At 66.2% G+C, this 18,328-nt stretch carries 17 protein-coding genes and 1 pseudogene; 9 read left to right on the top strand and 9 right to left on the bottom strand.

Going from position 1 to position 18,328, the window contains the following annotated elements:
* The 7 genes from EDC31_RS15405 to EDC31_RS15435 form a co-directional block, all read right to left on the bottom strand.
* Window positions 1–584, bottom strand: a 584-nt coding sequence (locus tag EDC31_RS15405; protein ID WP_165920210.1) for a DDE-type integrase/transposase/recombinase, incomplete at its 3' end; no start/stop codon positions are given.
* Window positions 581–874 carry a transposase gene (locus EDC31_RS15410; RefSeq protein WP_132127147.1) on the bottom strand — a complete coding sequence of 98 codons (294 nt, stop codon included), beginning with the start codon at window positions 872–874 and terminating at the stop codon, window positions 581–583. The genes EDC31_RS15410 and EDC31_RS15405, both read right to left, overlap by 4 nt.
* 208 nt (window positions 875–1,082) lie before the next feature.
* Complete coding sequence (locus EDC31_RS15415) at window positions 1,083–1,361, bottom strand: hypothetical protein (RefSeq protein WP_042058490.1); 279 nt, start codon at window positions 1,359–1,361, stop codon at window positions 1,083–1,085.
* A 584-nt stretch (window positions 1,362–1,945) separates the two neighbouring features.
* Window positions 1,946–2,968 carry a ferrochelatase gene (gene hemH, locus EDC31_RS15420; RefSeq protein WP_042058487.1) on the bottom strand — a complete coding sequence of 341 codons (1,023 nt, stop codon included), beginning with the start codon at window positions 2,966–2,968 and terminating at the stop codon, window positions 1,946–1,948.
* A gap of 378 nt (window positions 2,969–3,346) precedes the next feature.
* Window positions 3,347–4,366, bottom strand: a complete 1,020-nt coding sequence (locus EDC31_RS15425) for an aspartate-semialdehyde dehydrogenase (protein WP_042058485.1) — start codon at window positions 4,364–4,366, stop codon at window positions 3,347–3,349.
* 32 nt (window positions 4,367–4,398) lie between these two features.
* A complete protein-coding gene (locus tag EDC31_RS15430; RefSeq protein WP_042058482.1) occupies window positions 4,399–5,049 on the bottom strand; it encodes a 2OG-Fe(II) oxygenase family protein in 651 nt (216 codons plus the stop codon).
* Between the two features lie 59 nt (window positions 5,050–5,108).
* Entirely contained in the window at window positions 5,109–6,344 is a 1,236-nt protein-coding gene (locus EDC31_RS15435; RefSeq protein WP_042058479.1) for a multidrug effflux MFS transporter, read from the bottom strand.
* Window positions 6,345–6,514: 170 nt separating this feature from the next.
* Here EDC31_RS15435 and EDC31_RS15440 point away from each other — a divergent pair, with 170 nt between their 5' ends.
* The 3 genes from EDC31_RS15440 (at window position 6,515) to EDC31_RS15450 (ending at window position 10,631) form a co-directional block, all read left to right on the top strand.
* The gene (locus EDC31_RS15440) at window positions 6,515–8,266 is read left to right on the top strand and encodes a hypothetical protein (protein WP_042058477.1); all 1,752 of its coding nucleotides are present in this window, start codon (window positions 6,515–6,517) and stop codon (window positions 8,264–8,266) included.
* Between the two features lie 129 nt (window positions 8,267–8,395).
* Window positions 8,396–9,721 (top strand): UDP-glucose dehydrogenase family protein, encoded by a 1,326-nt coding sequence (locus EDC31_RS15445; RefSeq protein WP_186820016.1) that lies wholly within the window; start codon window positions 8,396–8,398, stop codon window positions 9,719–9,721.
* Window positions 9,722–10,034: 313 nt separating this feature from the next.
* Complete coding sequence (locus EDC31_RS15450) at window positions 10,035–10,631, top strand: IMPACT family protein (RefSeq protein WP_042058475.1); 597 nt, start codon at window positions 10,035–10,037, stop codon at window positions 10,629–10,631.
* A gap of 113 nt (window positions 10,632–10,744) precedes the next feature.
* Here the strand turns inward: EDC31_RS15450 and pspF are convergent, their stop codons facing one another.
* Window positions 10,745–11,842 carry a phage shock protein operon transcriptional activator gene (gene pspF, locus EDC31_RS15455; protein WP_042058473.1) on the bottom strand — a complete coding sequence of 366 codons (1,098 nt, stop codon included), beginning with the start codon at window positions 11,840–11,842 and terminating at the stop codon, window positions 10,745–10,747.
* Window positions 11,843–11,962: 120 nt separating this feature from the next.
* Between pspF and pspA the strand changes: the two genes are divergently transcribed.
* The 6 genes from pspA (at window position 11,963) to EDC31_RS15485 (ending at window position 17,443) form a co-directional block, all read left to right on the top strand.
* Entirely contained in the window at window positions 11,963–12,679 is a 717-nt protein-coding gene (pspA, locus tag EDC31_RS15460) for a phage shock protein PspA (RefSeq protein ID WP_042058471.1), read from the top strand.
* A gap of 62 nt (window positions 12,680–12,741) precedes the next feature.
* Window positions 12,742–12,981, top strand: coding sequence for a hypothetical protein (locus tag EDC31_RS15465; protein ID WP_042058469.1), 240 nt, complete (start codon window positions 12,742–12,744; stop codon window positions 12,979–12,981).
* Entirely contained in the window at window positions 12,978–14,258 is a 1,281-nt protein-coding gene (locus tag EDC31_RS15470) for a hypothetical protein (RefSeq protein WP_052511882.1), read from the top strand. The genes EDC31_RS15465 and EDC31_RS15470 overlap by 4 nt, the downstream gene beginning before the upstream one ends.
* Complete coding sequence (locus EDC31_RS15475; RefSeq protein WP_042058467.1) at window positions 14,255–15,622, top strand: hypothetical protein; 1,368 nt, start codon at window positions 14,255–14,257, stop codon at window positions 15,620–15,622. Before EDC31_RS15470 ends, EDC31_RS15475 begins: the two co-directional genes overlap by 4 nt.
* A 247-nt stretch (window positions 15,623–15,869) precedes the next feature.
* On the top strand, window positions 15,870–16,655 hold the full coding sequence (locus tag EDC31_RS15480; protein ID WP_042058465.1) for an MlaE family ABC transporter permease: 786 nt from the start codon (window positions 15,870–15,872) through the stop codon (window positions 16,653–16,655).
* Entirely contained in the window at window positions 16,652–17,443 is a 792-nt protein-coding gene (locus EDC31_RS15485; RefSeq protein ID WP_042058463.1) for an ABC transporter ATP-binding protein, read from the top strand. Before EDC31_RS15480 ends, EDC31_RS15485 begins: the two co-directional genes overlap by 4 nt.
* Window positions 17,444–17,528: 85 nt before the next feature.
* On the opposite strand, the pseudogene EDC31_RS15490 reads toward EDC31_RS15485, so the two are convergent.
* A pseudogene (locus tag EDC31_RS15490) lies at window positions 17,529–18,134 on the bottom strand (IS630 family transposase); the annotation flags it as partial.
* Window positions 18,135–18,328 lie beyond the last annotated feature (194 nt).

An 18,328-nucleotide genomic window follows, 5' to 3' on the forward strand; every position in this document is an offset into this window, starting at 1 on the left:
CTCGATGAACACGTTATCCATCCAGCGGCCCCGGCCGTCCATCGAGATCCGGATGCCCGCCTTGTGCAGCGCGCCGGTAAAAGCGCCGCTGGTAATCCGTGTCGAGCCAAGGCATCTTCCAGCGCGAGAAGGCAGAAACCCGTATCCATCGTGTTCGACAGCCGCCACGCCAGCACGGCCCGGCTGTGCCAGTCGATGATCGCCACCAGATGCAGAAAGCCCCGCCCAACCGGAATGTAGGTGATATCCGAGGCCCACACCTGGTTCGCGCGATCAATCACCAGATCTCGCAGCAGACAGGGATAGATCTTGTGCCCGGGCGCCGGAATCGTCGTCCGGGGCTTCGGCCCCAGGGCTGCGATGCCCATCGCCCGCCGCATCGCCGTCATCCGGCGCGATCCCAGGAATGGCCAGGTCAGGAACAGTTCGTCGATCCGACGCATCAGCGCCGGATCGTTATCATTGGCTGCCCGCGATGTTCGGTAGATCCCCGAACGCGCCAGACCAGACAGCGCGCACTGCCGGCGCAGCGACAGGGTGCCTCCCTCGCGGATGAGCAGTTCACGCCGGTCCGGAACGCTCATCTTCCGGACCTCGCGGCAAAAAAATCGCGTTCCATCGTCAACTGCCCGATCCTGGCGCGCAACTCGTCAATCCGCTTCTGCGCCGCCCGCTCCGCATCCTGCCCCACCGTCATATCGAACGCCCGCGCCGCCTGCTCCTGCAACTGCCTCTTCCAAGCGTAAATCTGGTTCGGGTGAACCTCATGGCGTTGCGCCAGATCCGTCACCGTCACGTCGCCTCGCACGGCCTCAAGCGCAATCTTCGCCTTCAAAGCCCCGTCCAGCTTCCGTCTCGTCTTCTTCGTCATCATCGCTCCTTCATACGACAGAGCCAGATATCTCCAACTTAACCTGTGGTCCCATTTCCAGGGGCCACTTCACGTGGCACACATCGGACCACAGGTGATTATGCGCAGGAAAAAATGAGGGAAATCCCTCAATAGACGTGCGGGAGCCCTGTCGCCGGCGCCCACAGCGACCGGGAATGCTTTCCCGCACCGGCGAAACGCCGCGCCTGCCTCAGAAATCCTGTTCGACGCCTGCGGAACGAAGCGCCGCGTGGGCTGCGGCCGCTTGCTCGCGCGGCACCATGATACCGGTGCGGTCAATTTGCAGACGGTTGGTGGCCCAGCCGATATTCAGCGCCAGCATGTTGACCAGGGCGAAGATTTTCGCCCAGCGCGAAGTGCTGGCGGGCGGCCGCACGAAGATCGTCACGATCTTGCAGGCGATAATGAGCAGCGCCGGATAGAGTGTGAATTGCGCCGGAATCGCGGCGAGAAGTGTTGAAATATCCATATCGAGTGCGTTCCATGAAAAAAGCCGCGTTCCATGCGGAAGGCGGCTGGTGAAAGAGGTCTGTTTCTCCGGCGCGATCGCGTCGGCCCATGCTTATGGCATAGTGCCAAATATTTAGACGATTTGCAGGCCGATGGCAAGCGGAACCCGCTCCTGGTTTGACTTTCGGGCTGCGTCCCAACCCGCGGAACAGGGCCTGAAGTCAGGGACCAAAGGGCGACTGTGGGCAGGTGCAGGGGAGAGCCGCGCAGGCCGATTGTCGAACCGGGACGCGATCCTCTCGATACTGAACGGACCGATTCTCGTGAGGATCACGTGCCCAAGGTTTCGTTGCCTCCCGCTCCGGCTGCCATGATGGCTTTCCCCTCCGCATGACTCCCGCCCGGGCTGAGCCGGGCGGCTGCCTCGAATACGGCGTGGCCGGGGCGCGCGTCACCGGGATGTGGCGCCGCCATGAATATCGCACGGCTTGCGCGAAAAAGCGGCGGCCTGTGACAACCTGTGACAAGGAGCACGCGGGCGACGACAGTTTCCGACAGCCAGAGCCGACAGGTGTCAGCGAACGGCGCGGCGCTGGCGCAGCTTCAATAGCCGCGCATGGCCTGTCGAGCCAGTGCCTCCAGCAGGTCGATGGCCGGGCCGCTGGCGTTGAGACAGGGGATGACGGCGAATGCCTCGCCCCCCGCATCGAGGAAGCTCTCGCGCAACTCGTTGCCGATCTCGTCCAGCGTTTCGATGCAATCGGTCATGAAGCCCGGCATGATCATGGCGATGCGGGTCACGCCTTCCTTCGGCAAGGCTTCCACATACGGGGCCGCGTAGGGTTTGACCCACTCGGTCGGCCCGAAGCGGGACTGGTAGACGAGGGGCATCTGCTCGTCTCGGAGGTCAAGCGCGTGGCGCAGCGCCGCGACCGTCCGCTCGCAGTCTTCCGGATAATGGTCCCCCGCCTCGACATATTGCTGCGGCAAACCGTGGAAAGAGGCGATCAGCCGCTGGGGCTTGAAGGGCAAACTGCCCAGCGCCTCACGCACGCTGCCGGCCAGCGCCTCGATATAGAGCGCGTGATCGGGAAAGGGGGGCACCGTATGCACGGCGGGTTGACGCCGCAGGCGCATCAGGGCGCGGAAAAGCTGGTCGTTGGCCGTGGCCGTGGTGGTGGCGCTGTATTGCGGATAAAGCGGCAGGCTGACGATGCGGTCGCAGCCCTGATCCATCAGCTCTTCCAGCGCCTGAGCGACGGACGGCGTGCCGTAGCGCATGCCCCAGGCCACGGGAATCCCCTCGCCCAGGCGACGCCGCAGCCCCTCGGCCTGAGCCTTGGTGAACAGGCGCAGCGGACTCGCGTTCTCGGCCTGATTCCAGATGCGGGCATAGGCCGCGCCGCTCCTCCGTGGGCGCGTGGAAAGCACCACGCCATGCAGGATCGGCTGCCACAGGAGCGGAGACGCCTCGATCACCCGCCTGTCAGACAGGAATTCCCGGAGATAACGCCGCACCGCGCCGACACTCGTCTCGTCGGGCGTGCCGAGATTGATGAGGAGGATACCCGTGCGCCCTGTGGCGGGCACGGGACTCAGCGGGGGCTTGTGCGTGAAGAGAGGCATGGACGCATTCTGCGCGCGATCCCCTCAAAGGGGAAGCATGCCGCCACTGCCGAGCGGGATTTATCGCCGCGTGGCGCTGTCACGCCTGACGCGGAGCGGAACCGGCGCGGGGACGCGCGCGCGAAGCGTCATCCCGGACAGGATCATGATCCCGAGTATCAGAGCTTCGATCAGGAGAGACATCACCGGCTCCAGTCAGCCGCGCATTGGGGCGGCTTATATGACAGATTGGCACACTCTATCCCGTCTGCAACAGGAGAAAGCCGCTCCGGCGCGATTTTTTGAGATAACAGGCGACGGAGCCCCTCGATGAGGCTCCGTCGCCAGATAATCAAAGGCCGTTTTGCCTCGCGTGAAGACGCGAGCCAAAAGACCCCCTCAGGCGCCGACCAGCTTCATCGCCACGAGCGCCTCGGCGATCTGCACCGCGTTGAGGGCCGCGCCCTTGCGCAGATTGTCGGAGACGCACCACAGCCCGAGTCCGTTCGGGACTGTCGGATCGATGCGCAGGCGGGAGACATAGGTGGCGTCCTCGCCGACGCATTCGATCGGCGTGACATAGCCGCCGTCGTCGCGCTCGTCACGCAGGACGACGCCCTCCGCCGCGCGCAGGGCGGCGCGGGCCTTCTCCAGATCCACCGGCTTCTCGCATTCGATGCTGATCGCCTCGGAATGGCCGATGAACACAGGCACGCGCACGCAGGTCGCGAAGACGGCGATGTCGGGATCGAGGATCTTGCGCGTCTCGACCGCCATCTTCCATTCCTCCTTGGTCGCGCCGTCTTCCATGAAGCGGTCGATATGGGGAATGACGTTGAAGGCGATCTGCTTGGTGAACTGCGCGACGGTCGGCGGATCGTTGACGAAGCTGCCCTTGGTCTGGGTGAACAGCTCGTCCATTCCGTCCTTCCCGGCGCCGGAGACGGCCTGGTAGGTCGAGACCACGATGCGGCGGATGGTGAAGAGATCGTGCAGCGGCTTGAGCGCCACGACCATCTGAGCCGTCGAGCAGTTCGGGTTGGCGACGATGTTGCGCTTCATCTTGCGCAGCGCCCCGGCATTCACCTCGGGGACGACCAGCGGCACGTCCGGCTCCATGCGGAACTGGGAGGTGTTGTCGATGACGATGCAGCCCGCCGCCGCCGCGCGCGGAGCATGGATGGCGGAGACGGAGGCGCCCGGCGAGAAGAGGGCGATGTCCCAGCCGGTGAAGTCGAACGTGTCGAGGTTCTGCACCTTGAGCACCTTCTTCTCCCCGAAGGAGATTTCCTGCCCCGTCGAACGCGCCGAGGCGAGCGCCGCGACCTCCGAGACGGGGAACTCCCGCTCGGCGAGGATGCGCAGCAACTCGCGTCCGACTGCGCCCGTGGCCCCCGCGACCGCCACCCGATAACTCATGTTCAACCCGTCCTGATCTGCGTCTTTGGTGTTCAACTTGCCAGCGGCAGGCGCTTGAGCAGGGCCGAGAGCCGATGGCGGCGCAACTCGTAGCGCGCTTTGGCGCTGGTGGCCATGTAATTCAACTGGATCGTGTAGCGTGGCCCGACATATTGCTTGTGGCCGTGCCATGTCGTCGGGCCGTTGGGAAAGACGAGGAGCGTGCCCTTGCTGGGGGGCACCTCGACGGCGTAATCCTCGATGTCGTCCGGCCCGCGCAGCAGGCGCAGGCAGCCATCCTGCTTGCTCCAGGATGCACTCTCCGGGTTCAGATAGAGCAGGGTCGTGACCAGCTTGGCCTCGGAATCGCAGTGGATGCGCCCGTCCTTCTCGCGCGTGCGGCCGCGCAGGGTCAGCATGGTAGGCGCGTCGCCGAGATCGAGACCGAATTTCGCGGCGATGAGAGATTTCAGCTTCGGCCCTTGCAGCTCCTTCACCAGACCGGCGACTTCCGGGCTGAGGCGCAGCCCTTCCGGCGGGTAGGAGCCGCCGGACTTCAGGGGCGGCATGGCGGCGATCAGACGTGCGAGATCGGCCTCGCCGACGAAATGGGGAACCGCCACATGGGGGAAAGGGTCGGTCGCGACCGGCGTCTCCCTCAGGGCGTCATAGTTCAACGTGATGCTCATGCTCGAAACCCTCATGCGCGGGGCGCGGGAGCCGGGACGGTCCCGTGGGGCGACAGGGCCGGGCGCGCATCCGCTCAGCCGGCCGTCTCCGGGGCGGAGTGTCCGCTTCGGCGCCAGAAGTTGCACAGGATCATTCCCGCAACCCCGGTCAGCATACCAATTGCCGTCGAACCCAGCCAGTGGGCGGGGAGGAAAGCCATCAACAATCCGCTGCTGCCGCCGATGCTGAAGCTCATGGTGCCGAGCAGCGCGGAGGCCGACGCGGCCTGATGCCCGTGATGGGTGAGGGAGAGCACCGTGGCGTTCGGGCCGATGAAACCGAGGGCGAAGGTCGTGGTGATGATGAAGACGCAGAGCGGCCAGGGATCGGCCGCTCCCGTCGCTCCACTCAGGCAGACCGCCAGCAGGATCAGCCCGCTGACCAGGCAGGCCGCGATGCCGACCTCCATGATGCGGATATAGGAAACATGACGGGTGAGACGGCCGTTGATCTGCGTCGCCAGGATGAAACCGCCCGCGTTGACGCCGAAGAATATCGCGAAGGCGCTGGGCGAGAATCCGAGCAGCCGCTCGAACAGCGTGGGCGCGTCCGCGATATAGGCGAACATGACGAAGGACGAGAAGCTGGTGATGAGAGCCGCCGAGCAGAAGACGCGCTCGCGGACCAGCCTGTAATAGCGATTGAGGATTTCGACCGGCGGGAGGTGACGTCGGAACTCGAGCGGCAGCGTGTCCGGCAGAAGCATGGCGGAGGCGCCGACCAGCAGGATGGCGGAAAGCGCGCCGCTCCAGAAGATCAGCCGCCATGAGCCGAACATCAGCAGGGCGCTGCCGAGGGTCGGGGCGAGGATGGGGCCGACGCCGAAGACGAGCGTGAGCTGGGACATGATCCGCACGGCCTCATGGCCGGTGGCGACGTCCCGCACGATGGCGCGCGGAACGACGCTGCTGATCGACCCGCCGATGGCGGCCACGAAACGCAGCACGCAGAACAGGGTATAGCTGTCCGTCACGGCGAGGCCGACGGATGCCGCGGCATAGACGCCCAGCCCCAGAAGCAGCGGCCAGAGACGGCCGAAACGGTCCGAGAGCGGGCCGAGGCAGAACTGGCCGACGGCGAGCCCCGCGAACCAGCACGCGAGCGTGAACTGCGCCGAACCTGGGCCGTGCCCGAGATCATGCTCCAGCCGGGGAAAGGCCGGGAGATACATGTCGGTCGACAGCGGGCCGATGGTGCTGACGAGGCCGAGCAGGGCGATCTGGCCGGTCGAAAGGGTGCGCGGCGACGCGGACTGTTGCGAAAAAGACACGACTGGAAAAATCCATAAGGGGAAAAGAAAAGGCAGAGGCCGTCAGACGCAAGGTTTCCAACGCAGTCACACGTTTGTCATATGCACGACATGAAAGCTTCGCACCGGAATGGGGTATTCGTTTGTAAAGAGCCGAGCAGGGCAAACTTCAATAAAGCGAAACGACCGACATGTCTTCTTCTCCCCCCGCGCCCAAAGGCCGCGCCGCACGCCTGCTGCTGGCGACAACGATTCTTGCGCCGGTCGCTGTCTCCGCTCCCGCCAGGGCGGACCAGCTTAGCGAAATGGAGCACCAGATCAAAGTCATGCAGGCGCAGCTCGCCAAGATGCGCAAGGAGCATGACCGCGAGATGAAGCACATTCAGCAGCAGCTTGCCACTCAGCGCCAGAGCGAGGTGCGCAACCCCTACGCGGCGCGAGGCGCCTATGGCGGCGTGGCCGTTCCGCCCGGCATGGCGGCGGGCATGATGACGGCCAACGCGCCGGTCAACACGCCGCTTCTGCCGCCTTCGACGGCGAACACGCCGTACGGCCAGATCAGCGGCACGCCGACGGCGCAGGTGCTGAGTCTCTATGGTCCGCTGCATCGCGGGCAGTTGCAGATCGGCGGCGTCCGCATCACGCTCGGCGGCTTCGCCGAGGCGGCGACCTTCTTCCGCAGCCGTGACATGACGGCCGATATTTCGTCGCAGTTCGGGCCCGGTGGTGTGCCTTTCGCCAACAGCCCGACCTATCACATGAACGAATTCCACCAGTCCGAGCGTCAGAGCCGCCTCGCCGTGCTGGCCGAAGGCAACATCGTCAGGGGCCTGCGCGCGCAGGCCTATGTCGAGACCGACTTCCAGGGCGCCGGCTCCTCCTCGAACTCGCGTCAGTCCAACTCCTACGTCCTGCGCACCCGTGTGTTCTACGGACAGATCATTGACGACGCGGATGATTTCTACGTCCTGGGCGGTCAGAGCTGGTCGATGCTGACCATGTTCAACCACGGCATGTCCGCCCGTGACGAGCAGGTGCCGCTCTCGATCGACGCACAGTATATTCCTGGCTTCAACTGGACGCGTAACAGCCAGATCCGCGTGGTGAAGGGCTTCGATCACGGCCATTACCATGTCGGTCTGTCGGTCGAGAATCCGCAGCAGGTCATCTCCGTCGGACCCGGCGGCAATTATCTTCCGCCCGGCGCGACCTCCGACACCTACCAGAATGCCGGCGGCAACGTCTTCAACCCGTCGACCAGTTACTCCACGGATGTCGCGCCCGATGTCATCGCCAAGGCCGTGGCCGATCCGGGCTGGGGGCATTTCGAGGCTTATGGCCTGCTGCGCTTCCCGCACAGCCGCGTCTCCTATCTCGGCTATGGCAAGAGCAAGACCTATGTCGCCGGCGGCGGCGGCGCGGCCATGCTCCTGCCGCTGGAAAAGGCGCACAAGGTCAACTTCCAGGTTTCCGGCCTGGTGGGCAGTGGCATCGGCCGCTACGGCACCTCCAACATGCCGGACGTGACGATGAGCCAGAGCGGCCATGTCAAGCCGCTGCCGGGCGCGAACGTGCTGGCGGGCATCTACGGCAACCCGACCAAGACGCTCCAGCTCTATGCCTATGGCGGTTTGGAGATGGTCCGCTCGCGATCCTACTTCAATGTCGGCGGCAAGCATTACGGATACGGCAATCCGCTCTATGACGTCGCGGGCTGTGATGTCGAGGGCGCCGCGGGCTCGACCTGCCAGACCAGCATCAACAAGGTGGTTCAGGGCACGGCGGGTTTCTGGTGGACGTATCTCCACGGCGATTACGGCACCGTGAAGCTCGGCGCGCAGTATTCCTACACCTATGTGACGTCGTTCAGCGGCATCGGCGGGACGCCGCATACGGACGACAACATGGTGTTCATGTCGATGCGGTATTATCCCTTCAACTGACGGCCCGCAGGGCCCGCGCCCGAAAGCCGGGCCGCGACACGACCCGGCGGCGCGACGGCTTTGCGTCGCCGGGTTTTTCCGCTACGCCGGAGCTGCAACTCGCAACTGGTAGCGGCAAGGGATTTCGCCATGCGTATCGCGATGATCGGCGGCGGTTATGTCGGCCTCGTCTCCGGCGCCTGTTTCGCCGAGTTCGGCTCCGACGTGGCCATCGTCGAGACCGACCCCGCCAAGCTCTCGGCCTTGCGCGCGGGCGAGATCCCCATTTACGAGCCGGGTCTGGACGCCGTTGTGGCGCAGAATATCGAAGGGGGACGCCTCTCCTTCGGGGACGACATCGCCGCCGCGATCCATGACGCCGATGCGGTTTTTATCGCCGTCGGCACCCCGACGCGCCGTGGCGACGGCCATGCCGACCTGACCTATGTCTATGAGGCGACCCGGCAGATCGCGCGGGCGGCGCGGTCCGGCCTGCTGGTCGTCACCAAATCCACCGTGCCGGTCGGAACCGGGCGCGAGGTGGCGCGCATCCTGGCCGAGGAGCGACCGGAGCTGAGTTTTTCCGTCGCCTCGAATCCCGAATTCCTGCGCGAAGGCAGTGCGATCCAGGATTTCCTGCGTCCCGACCGCGTCATCATCGGCATCGACCGGCGCGGCCCGGATGGCGGCGAGCGGGCCGAGCGGGTGATGCGCGAGCTGTACCGCCCGCTCTATCTGATCGAGACGCCGGTGGTGATGACGGGGCTGGAGACGGCCGAACTCACCAAATACGCCGCCAACGCCTTTCTCGCCATGAAAGTCACCTTCATCAACGAGATGGCCGATCTCTGCGAGAAGCTGGGCGCGGACGTGCATGACGTGGCGCGCGGGATGGGGCTGGACCAGCGCATCGGGCGGCGATTCCTGCATCCCGGGCCCGGGTTCGGCGGCTCCTGCTTCCCCAAGGACACGCGCGCCCTGACGGCGATCGCACAGGACGCCGGCGCGCCGACACGGCTGATCGAGACGACGGTCGCCATCAACGAGGCGCGCAAGGAGGCCATGGCGGAGCGGATCATCGCTCCGTTGGGCGGCTCGGCGGCGGGCAAGGTGGTCGGCGTGCTGGGGCTGACCTTCAAACCCGAGACGGACGACATGCGCGAGGCGTCCTCCCTGCCGATCATCGCGCGGCTCGTGCGCGAGGGGGCGGTGGTGCGGGTCTTCGATCCGCAAGGCATGCAGGCGGCGCGCGCGCTGCTGCCCGCCGAAGTGGTGTATGTCGAGGACGCGCTGGCGGCGGCGGAAGGGGCTGATATCCTGGTCGTGCTGACGGAGTGGAACGTCTTCCGCGCGATCGCGCCGGAGCGCCTGCGCGCGGCGATGCGCGGACGGGCGATCGCGGATCTGAGGAATATCTGGAACCCGGAGGCGATGCGCGAGGCAGGCTTCGAGTACCAGTCCATCGGCCGGCCCTGACCGCCGGTCCCGGCGCGCCTTCACGCCGCGAACGGGGACGACGCCTGCCGGACGCCCGCCGCCGGGCTTGCATCCGGACGGCGCAGCCCGGATGATTGCGGCCCCGCGTCTGATCCGGAGATCCATTTGCTCCACCCGGCCCTATGACTCCCGCCGATCCTTGCCGTCCTCGGCGGCATTCTCGTCCTGATGGCGTGACTGACGCTCTGGATGCTGTTCACCTCCTGCATGTCGGCGGCGCGCCGGACCCTTATCGACAGTCGCGCGCCAGACGCCGCCGCATGACGCCCGCGCGGCCGAAAGCCGTTCGTCCATGAGCCGCACACTCGCCGGGCCCGCGACGCTGGATCTCACCGTCAGGAAGAGCCTCTTCCGCGCCCATGCCACGCCCATCGGAAGCGAGCAGGACGCCACCGCCTTCCTGATGCGCGTCGCCGTTTCCGACGCCACCCATAATTGCTGGGCCTGGAAACACGGCGCGCGTTATCGCAGCAGCGACGACGGCGAGCCCGGCGGCACGGCGGGACGACCGATCCTTCAGGCCATCGAGATGCAGGATTTCGACGGCGTCATGGTGGTGGTGACGCGCTGGTTCGGCGGGGTGAAGCTCGGCGCGGGCGGGCTGGTGCGCGCCTACGGAGGCGTTGCGGCGTCCTGTCTGCGTCTGGCCGAATCCGTTCCGCTCGTCGTCACCACGACACTGCGGCTGCATGTCCCGTTCGGCGCTCTTCCGCTGATCCAGTCCCGGCTGGATTCATGGGGCGCGCGTCAGGAAGGCTGCCGGTTCGACGCCGAGGGAGCATGGCTGGAACTGACGGCCCCGCTGGCCGAGCAGGATAACGTCCTGATCGCCCTGCGCGATCTCACGCGCGGTCAGGCGACGATCGAGATTCTCGACCCTGTCGGGTAAACGCCCCATATTCTGATGCAACACACCAAAAATTTATGGCGAAACGCGCCGATCTTGCCCGCCGAATCGCTCCTTCGCTAGTTGGCATGGTTCCTGCATCTCTACCCGGCATGTCATATGCCCGCCTCTTTCCCGTCCTTCTTCCGGCCCAGCGCCTGCCGCGCGGTCTTGTCCGCAAGGCCGTGCAGGCGGAGATGGTGGCGGAACTGATAGTAGGTCAGGCCGAGCGCCTCGGCGGCGCGGCGCTGGCTGAATTGCGCGTCGATCAGGGCCTTCTCCAGCAAAGTGCGCTCGAAAGCCTGAACGCGGCTGGTGAAATCGCCGAGCGGTCCGGAAGTGGCCTCAGGAGCGGCGTCGACCGTGGGCGGCGAGTGCGGCGGAACCGCGGCGGGCGCGCTCAGGACGCGCGGCGTCCAATGCCGGTTGGCGGCGAAAGGGTCGAGGACGATCTCGTTCAAAGGCCGGTCCGGACGCTCCATGCGATAGACGCTGCGCTCGACGACATTGCGCAGTTCGCGGACATTGCCGGGCCAGTCATGCTCCAGCAGCATGGCCAGCGCGCTCTCCGTGAAACCGGGGAAGAGCCTGCGTCCGAGGCCGGCGGCCATGCGGGTGGCGAAATGGGTCGCAAGCAGCTCGATATCCTCCCGCCTTTCGCGCAAGGGCGGAATGTTCACCACGTCGAAGGCCAGACGGTCCAGCAGATCGGCGCGGAACGTGCCCGTGCGGGCCATGGCCGGGAGGTCGGCATTGGTCGCACCGATGACGCGGACATCGACCTCGATCGTCTCGTTGCCGCCGACGCGTTCGAAGCTGCCATATTCGATCACGCGCAGGAGCTTCTCCTGCACGGCCTGCGAGGCGGTGGCGATCTCGTCGAGGAAGATCGTTCCCCCGTCGGCGCGTTCGAACCGCGAGACGCGGCGGCGCTGCGCGCCGGTGAATGCCCCCGCCTCATGGCCGAAGAGTTCGCTGTCCAGCAGCGCCTCGGGCAGGGCGGCGCAGTTCAGCTTCACCAGAGGCCGGTCCCAGCGCGGGGAGAGCATGGCGAGACGGGCGGCCACGAGTTCCTTGCCCGTCCCGCGCTCGCCGATGACCAGCGCCGGACGGTCGAGCGGCGCGAGGCGCGAGACGTGATCGAGCATCGCCGTGAAGGCGGGCGCGCCGCCCAGCGGCGTCGTCGTTTCGTCCGGCTTGGCCAGTGGCGCCATTTCTCAGCGAATCCCGTCAGTTCGTCCACGCGTCATTGCGGGGATACTTCACCCGCATTCAACGGCGCTGACAAGCGGGTCGGTTTTCTGCTTATCTCAAGACTCTAAGGAAGGGCCATCATGGGTATTTTCTCCCGCCTCGCGGACATCGTGAATTCGAACCTCAACTCCATCCTCGCCAATGCCGAGGATCCTGAGAAGATGATCCGCCTCGTCATCCAGGAAATGGAGGACACGCTGGTCGAGGTGCGCAGCCAGGCTGTCCGCATGATCGCCGAGCGCAAGACGCTGGAACGCCGCGCGCGCGACATGGCGAATGAGGAAGCCGAATGGCGCCGCAAGGCGGAACTCGCGCTCACCCGCGACCGCGAGGATCTGGCCAAGGCGGCGCTGGCGGCCCGCGCGACGGTCGAGCAGTCGCGCCAGGCGCTGGAGCGGCAGATCGCGCTGGTGACGGAGAGTCTCGATCAGCAGCACGACGATATCTCCAAGCTCCAGGCCAAGCTGGCGGACGCGAAATCGCGCGAGAAAGCACTTTCGCTCCGGCACAAGGCCGCCCAGAATCGGCTCCGGACGCGCGAGACGCTCTACGACACGCGCATGGAGACCGCGCTCAACCGTTTCGATCAGGTCGAGCGTGCGCTCGACGAACTCGAAGGCAAGTCGGAGGCCTTCGATCTCGGGCGCGGCGGCCTGCCGGGCCGGCGGCAGCCCAGCCTGCATGAGGAGCTGGCCGCGCTGGAAACCGACGCGGCGGTCGAGGACGAACTGGCGGCGCTGAAGCGCAAGCTGGCGGAGCGCGGCGCGAGCGAGGGAAACCAGGGTGGGGTGGCATGAGCGGGTCGGCGTGCGCTACGAAAGGCGGGAAGATTTACGGCTGACGGTCCGGGACACGCGTGATGAATGACATCGATGGCATATTGGCGATCCTCCTCATATTCGGCCTGCCGTTCTTCGGGATGTGGCTCTGGTATCGGGCGGGGCGGGAACGGCGCATGAGCACGTCGGTCGGGGAGGCGGGCTGGCAGGCGCTGGATCAGGCGCAGGTGATGGCGAGGCGGCTGGAAGAACGCGTGGAACAACTCGAACGCATCCTCGACGAGGACGTGCCCGGCTGGCGGGCGAAGGGGCAACAGTGAGACTGCCCGTCCTCTCCGGCGTCGCGCTCGCGCTGCTCGCGCAGACTCCCGCCCCGGCCGATGCGGAGGAGCATCTGCCGGGCGAGGAACTCGAACTGATCACGCCCTGCCTCGGGGAAGTGCAGGTAACGGTCGATCCGGCGGCGACGGACGGCGTGACGCTGGACACGTCGCAGGCGGGGACGGCGCGCGTCTCGATTCGCACCGGCAAGCTGGAGAGCGAACGCAAGGTCGTCATCGCCAGCAAGGCCTGCGCGCCTCATGCCACGCTCGCCGTGACGGTGGCCCCGGTTACGGCGCTGTCCATTCATGACAGCAAGGATACGCGCTTCGTCCTGCGCGGACCGCTGACCTCGCTCGAGGCGAGCATGGAGTCGGGGTCGATCGACGGGGAATCGGCGGGGTCCGCCGATCTCAACCTGCGCGGAACGTCCCAGGCTCATTTCGCCCTGCTGCGGCGCGCGGCGCAGGTCGTGGCGCATGACAGCGCGGTGCTGATCGTGGACAAGGCGGATCTCGATGCGTTTTCCGCCCAGCTTGCGGATACGAGCCGCCTGCTCGTATCCGGCGGGCGGATCGACGCGCTGACCCTCGTGACCGAAGGCGCGGCCATGGTGCAGATCGGCGGCACGTTGAACACGGCGGCGATCACGGCCAACGGCATCGGGCTGGTGACACTCCCGAAGGCGATCGGCACGGTCTCCCGCAACGGCTCCGGGCGCGTGCAGATGGGCCCCCCTGCGCCCGTGCCGTCGCCTGTGCAGACCCCCGCATCGCTTCCCGAGGCGCGGGGCGCAACGCCGCCCGCAGCAGCCAGCACCCCCGTTTCTCCGCCGGTCTCCGCTCCGGCCGCGCCGGTGCCTGCCCCTGCGCCGACGCCGACAACGCCGCGTTCCGGTGGCGCGGCCGTTCCCGCCGCGCCGACGGACCAGCCGTCTTCCCCGGCGACTCCACCCGTCACGGTGGCGACGCCTGCGCCCAAGACAGCGACGGCCAGCACGCAGCCTCCCGCCGCGCCGCCGGTTTCAGTTGCGACGGGTTCGACGGCCGGCGTGCAGGCCAATCAGGGCGTGGCGCCCACATCTGCGGCGGCTCCGACGCCGGGACATCAGGCGGCGGAACGTCAGGGCGCCGCCGCGCAGGCCGCTCCCGCCCGGAGCGCGGCACCGTCTGCCGCCGAATCGTCCGGCGGAACGGCAGCGTCCGCACTCCCCGCGAAAACCATCACGGCGGCGACACCCTCGCAAACGGCCGGAGGGGAGACCCAGCAACCATGACCCGTCGTTTCCCGCCCTTCCTGCTTCTTCTGGGACTCCTGCCCGGGCTTGCGCCGCTTGCCGCCCACGCGAAAGGCGGCGTGAGCGACGTCGTCGCCGCCGCGCCCTACCGGCTTTATCTGCGCGCGCCCTGCCTCTCCTCGACGCGGGTCACCCTGAGCGTCATGAACGGCAACGTGTCCGTCGAGCAGGTGCCGGACGGCGTGTCCTTCGAGTCCAACGGGCGTGACGCCGTCCTGCGGGGCGATTCGTGCGACGGGTCCGTCACGGTCTCCGCTCCGGCCGGAACGGCGGTGATCCTGACGGGCGGCTCCGGCAACGTGGCCATTTCCGGCGTCGGCGGCCCGGTTGTGGTGGAGGAGAGCGGATCGGGCGATCTCTCGGTGGACCGCGCCTCCGCGCTGCTCCTGCGGCTGCGATCGAGCGGGGACGTTCGTATCGGCACGCTGCTCGGCCCCGCGCTGATCTATGACTCGGCGAGCAGCGACGTCACGATCGCGACGGCGGCCACGCCCTCCCTGTCCGCCGTCACGAGCGGCTCCGGCAATCTGAGCGTTCGCGAGGGTTTCGTGGGCCGCGCGGCCCTGCTGGACAATGGCACTGCGGATATTTCCCTGCACGCCGTCGTCGGTCAGGCGACGGTGCTGAGCCAGGGGAGCGGGGATGTGCGGCTGGAACGTCTTACCGGCGTTCTGAGGCGGTACGTGAGCGGGACAGGGTCCATTTCCGCCGGGCGGATGTATGCCGCCGGCTCGGTGATCGACAAGCCGTTCGACGGCAATGTCATCGTGCTGGACGACGGCACGAAGCTCTCCGACGCGGGCATCGCGGCGGCGTCCGGCCTCCGTCTGGGCGCGGAGGCGCTGTCCGGCGCGGCGTGGCTGACGCCTGATCTTGCCGCCACGGCCTCCGCCATTCCGCCTATTCCTCCGATTCCTCCCATCCCGCCGATCCCCGCCATCACGATCCCGGCGATCAGCGTGCCACAGGTGACGAGCCACCACAGCCGTCACGAGAGCGACGGCTTCCACATCAGCGGCGCACTGACGCTGGTGATTCTGGCGCTGGTCTTCCGGCGGCGGCTGGCGCGGGCCTGCCTCCTCCTCGCGCAGCGGTTTCATGTGCGGATGAATGACGGCACGCGCGAAGCCCTTGCCCGGTTCGCGCAGCCGCCCTCGCGCGTGCCGGCGGGGGCGGCTGCGTCCGCGTCTGACTCCATGCCGGAGAACGATCCTCGGGTGTCCCGCCTCGTGGAGCGGCTGCGGGCACTGGAGCCGCGGCTGGCGCGAATGGAAAGCTTCGTGACCTCGAAGGATTTCCATCTTCATCGCCAGTTTCGTGATCTGGATCGCGAAGCGGGATGAGCGGAACTGCGGAAAAGTCATGTCCCGGCTCGACTTTCGAGGCTCTGAGGCAGGGCCGTGCCCAGCGCCTGCCAGCGGACGGTTGCCCTTTGGAAGTCTTTGACTTTAATAAATGGGGATCCAGGCCCCGGAGGGTTCGGGGCGCAAACGAACTCGGTCGCGGCGGCAGGGGGCTTTGACCTGCGCCGCCGGGCGCGCTAGGGCTGGAACGTGATTTCAACGACGTGGTGTGCGGTCGGACCCTGACGTGAATTTCCTGCTCGATCCCGTCGCGGCCCTGGGGCGCGCCACTCTCGCCCTCGTGCGGCATGCCGGCGCACTCACGCTCTTCGCGTTGCTCGGTCTGTCGCATCTGGTGCGGCCGCCCTTCTATTGGCGGGTCTTCGTCGCCAGCCTCATCGACATCGCCTATTATTCCCTGCCCGTGGTCGCGTTGACGGCGGTCTTCTCCGGCGGCGTGATCGCGCTGCAATCCTATACCGGCTTTGCGCAATATCACGTGCAGAGCGCGATCGCGGGCATCGTGGTGCTGGCGGTGGTGAGGGAACTCGGGCCGGTGCTGGCGGGGCTGATGGTGGCGGGACGCGTGGGCGCGGCCATGTCGGCGGAAATCGGCACGATGCGCGTGACGGACCAGATCGACGCGCTCTACACGCTCTCGACCGACCCGATGAAATATCTCGTCGCGCCCCGGCTTCTGGCGGGGACGATGGCGCTCCCCTTTCTCGTGGCGATCGCGGATATTCTCGGCGTGCTCGGCGGCTTCGCGGTCTCGACGACGAAGCTGGGTTTCGAGCCGGGCGCCTATATCATCGCCACCTTCAATGCGGTGAAGCCGCTGGACGTCACGGTCGGGCTGGTGAAGGCGGCGGTGTTCGGCTTCCTGATCGCCCTGCTCGGCTGCTATCACGGCTATACGAGCCGGGGCGGCGCGGAGGGCGTGGGCGCGGCGACGACCTCCGCGGTGGTTTCGGCGTCGATTCTGCTTCTGGCCTTCGATTACCTCATCACCGACCTGTTTTTCGCCCAATGAGCGGCACGCCGAAAATCCGCATTCGCGGCCTGACCAAATCCTTCGGCGAAAAGAAGGTGCTGGACGGGATCGACCTCGATGTCGAGGCGGGGACGTCCTATGTCATCATCGGCGGCTCGGGCAGCGGCAAATCCGTGCTCCTGCGCTGCATTCTCGGGCTGATCGTGCCGGATGAGGGCAGCATCGAGATCGACGGCGAGGATCTGCTGACGACCACCTCGGCGCGGCGCGCGGCGCTGGTCGCGCGTATCGGCATGCTCTTCCAGAACGGCGCGCTGTTCGACAGCATGAGCGTGGCCGACAATATCGGCTTCGGCCTGCGGGCCAAGCTGAGGGATGGAGCAGGTCACAAGCTGAGCCGCGCCGAGGCGCGGGAGCGATCGGGCGATATTCTCAAGCAGGTCGGGCTGGACCCGTCCGTGGGGCTGCTCTCGCCCTCCGAACTGTCGGGCGGCATGCAGAAGCGCGTCGGCCTGGCGCGGGCCATTGCCGGCACGCCGGAGATCCTGTTCTTCGACGAGCCGACCACGGGGCTGGACCCGATCATGGGCGCGGTGATCGACGGGCTGATCGTCGATTGCGTGAAGCGTCTGGGATCGACGGCCATTGCGATCACGCATGACATGGCCTCGGCGCGCCGCATCGGCGATCAGGCCGCGATGCTCTATCACGGCAAGCTGGTCTGGAAGGGGCTGGCCTCCAACCTGATGAACAGCGGCGACCCGATGGTGGACCAGTTCACCCATGGCCGGCGCGAAGGGCCGATCAAGATGGAGTTGCGTCGTTAGGCGCAGAACCCATTGATGTGAGAGAGGAAATCTGATTCAGGCTCTGCGAGGATGCTGAAGATGAGTGATCTATAGCCGGTCCACCTTATTCTGGTTCATATCCTGCGGCGGTGAAGAAGTTGGCACATTCGTCAGGGGTGAAAGCATCGAGGACTGATCCAGCAGCGTCCCACAGGGCTGTGACGGTTCTTGCGGCCCTGGCTCGCAGGATGGCCTTGAACTTGGAGAACGCCATTTCGATCGGATTGAAATCGGGACTATAGGGAGGCAAGAACATTATCTGCGCGCCCGCTCGTTCGATGGCCTTTCGCGCGCCTGGGCCTTTATGAGCGGGCAGATTGTCCAGCACGACGATATCGCCCGGGCTCAGCGTCGGCACGAGAACGCGCTCGACATAGGCCTGAAAAATCTCGCCGTTCATGGCACCCCCATGTACGAAGGGTGCGGTCATGCCCGTGAGGCGCAAGCCGGCAGTGAAAGTCGTGGTTTTCCAATGGCCATGAGGAATTCCTGCTCGACAGCGTTCTCCGCGTAAAGCGCGCCCCCGCAGGCGGGCCATCTTCGTGGAGAGGCAGGTTTCGTCTATGAAGACCAGGCGGTGCGGATCGAGATCAGGCTGGTCGTCGAACCAGTCCTGCCGACGTTTCAGGATATCTTCGCGTTCCTGCTCCAGTGCATGTGCGGTCTTTTTTAAAATGTCCACCTGTGCTGCCGCAGCCATCGGCTGAGCATGCTGCGACCGATCCCCACAGATTGCTCATCCCTCATCTATATCTGGGCGGACGGCGTTTATCTCCAGGCGCGCATGGAACCTGTGGCCGAATGCATGCTGGTCGTGATCGGCGCGACCCCGGAAGGGAAGAAAGAGCTGGTCGGCTTTCAGGT

The sequence above is a fragment of the Acidomonas methanolica genome (assembly GCF_004346035.1).
Classification (GTDB): Bacteria; Pseudomonadota; Alphaproteobacteria; order Acetobacterales; family Acetobacteraceae; genus Acidomonas; species Acidomonas methanolica.

Excerpts from the sequence above, each read along its gene's own strand:
- EDC31_RS15425 (WP_042058485.1), bottom strand. The coding sequence starts at position 4,366 with ATGAGTTATCGGGTGGCGGTCGCGGGGGCCACGGGCGCAGTCGGACGC.
- pspA (WP_042058471.1), top strand. The coding sequence starts at position 11,963 with ATGGGTATTTTCTCCCGCCTCGCGGACATCGTGAATTCGAACCTCAAC.
- EDC31_RS15465 (WP_042058469.1), top strand. The coding sequence starts at position 12,742 with ATGAATGACATCGATGGCATATTGGCGATCCTCCTCATATTCGGCCTG.
- hemH (WP_042058487.1), bottom strand. The coding sequence starts at position 2,968 with ATGCCTCTCTTCACGCACAAGCCCCCGCTGAGTCCCGTGCCCGCCACA.
- EDC31_RS15440 (WP_042058477.1), top strand. The coding sequence starts at position 6,515 with ATGTCTTCTTCTCCCCCCGCGCCCAAAGGCCGCGCCGCACGCCTGCTG.
- EDC31_RS15475 (WP_042058467.1), top strand. The coding sequence starts at position 14,255 with ATGACCCGTCGTTTCCCGCCCTTCCTGCTTCTTCTGGGACTCCTGCCC.
- EDC31_RS15485 (WP_042058463.1), top strand. The coding sequence starts at position 16,652 with ATGAGCGGCACGCCGAAAATCCGCATTCGCGGCCTGACCAAATCCTTC.
- EDC31_RS15415 (WP_042058490.1), bottom strand. The coding sequence starts at position 1,361 with ATGGATATTTCAACACTTCTCGCCGCGATTCCGGCGCAATTCACACTC.
- EDC31_RS15430 (WP_042058482.1), bottom strand. The coding sequence starts at position 5,049 with ATGAGGGTTTCGAGCATGAGCATCACGTTGAACTATGACGCCCTGAGG.
- EDC31_RS15445 (WP_186820016.1), top strand. The coding sequence starts at position 8,396 with ATGCGTATCGCGATGATCGGCGGCGGTTATGTCGGCCTCGTCTCCGGC.
- EDC31_RS15410 (WP_132127147.1), bottom strand. The coding sequence starts at position 874 with ATGATGACGAAGAAGACGAGACGGAAGCTGGACGGGGCTTTGAAGGCG.
- pspF (WP_042058473.1), bottom strand. The coding sequence starts at position 11,842 with ATGGCGCCACTGGCCAAGCCGGACGAAACGACGACGCCGCTGGGCGGC.
- EDC31_RS15450 (WP_042058475.1), top strand. The coding sequence starts at position 10,035 with ATGAGCCGCACACTCGCCGGGCCCGCGACGCTGGATCTCACCGTCAGG.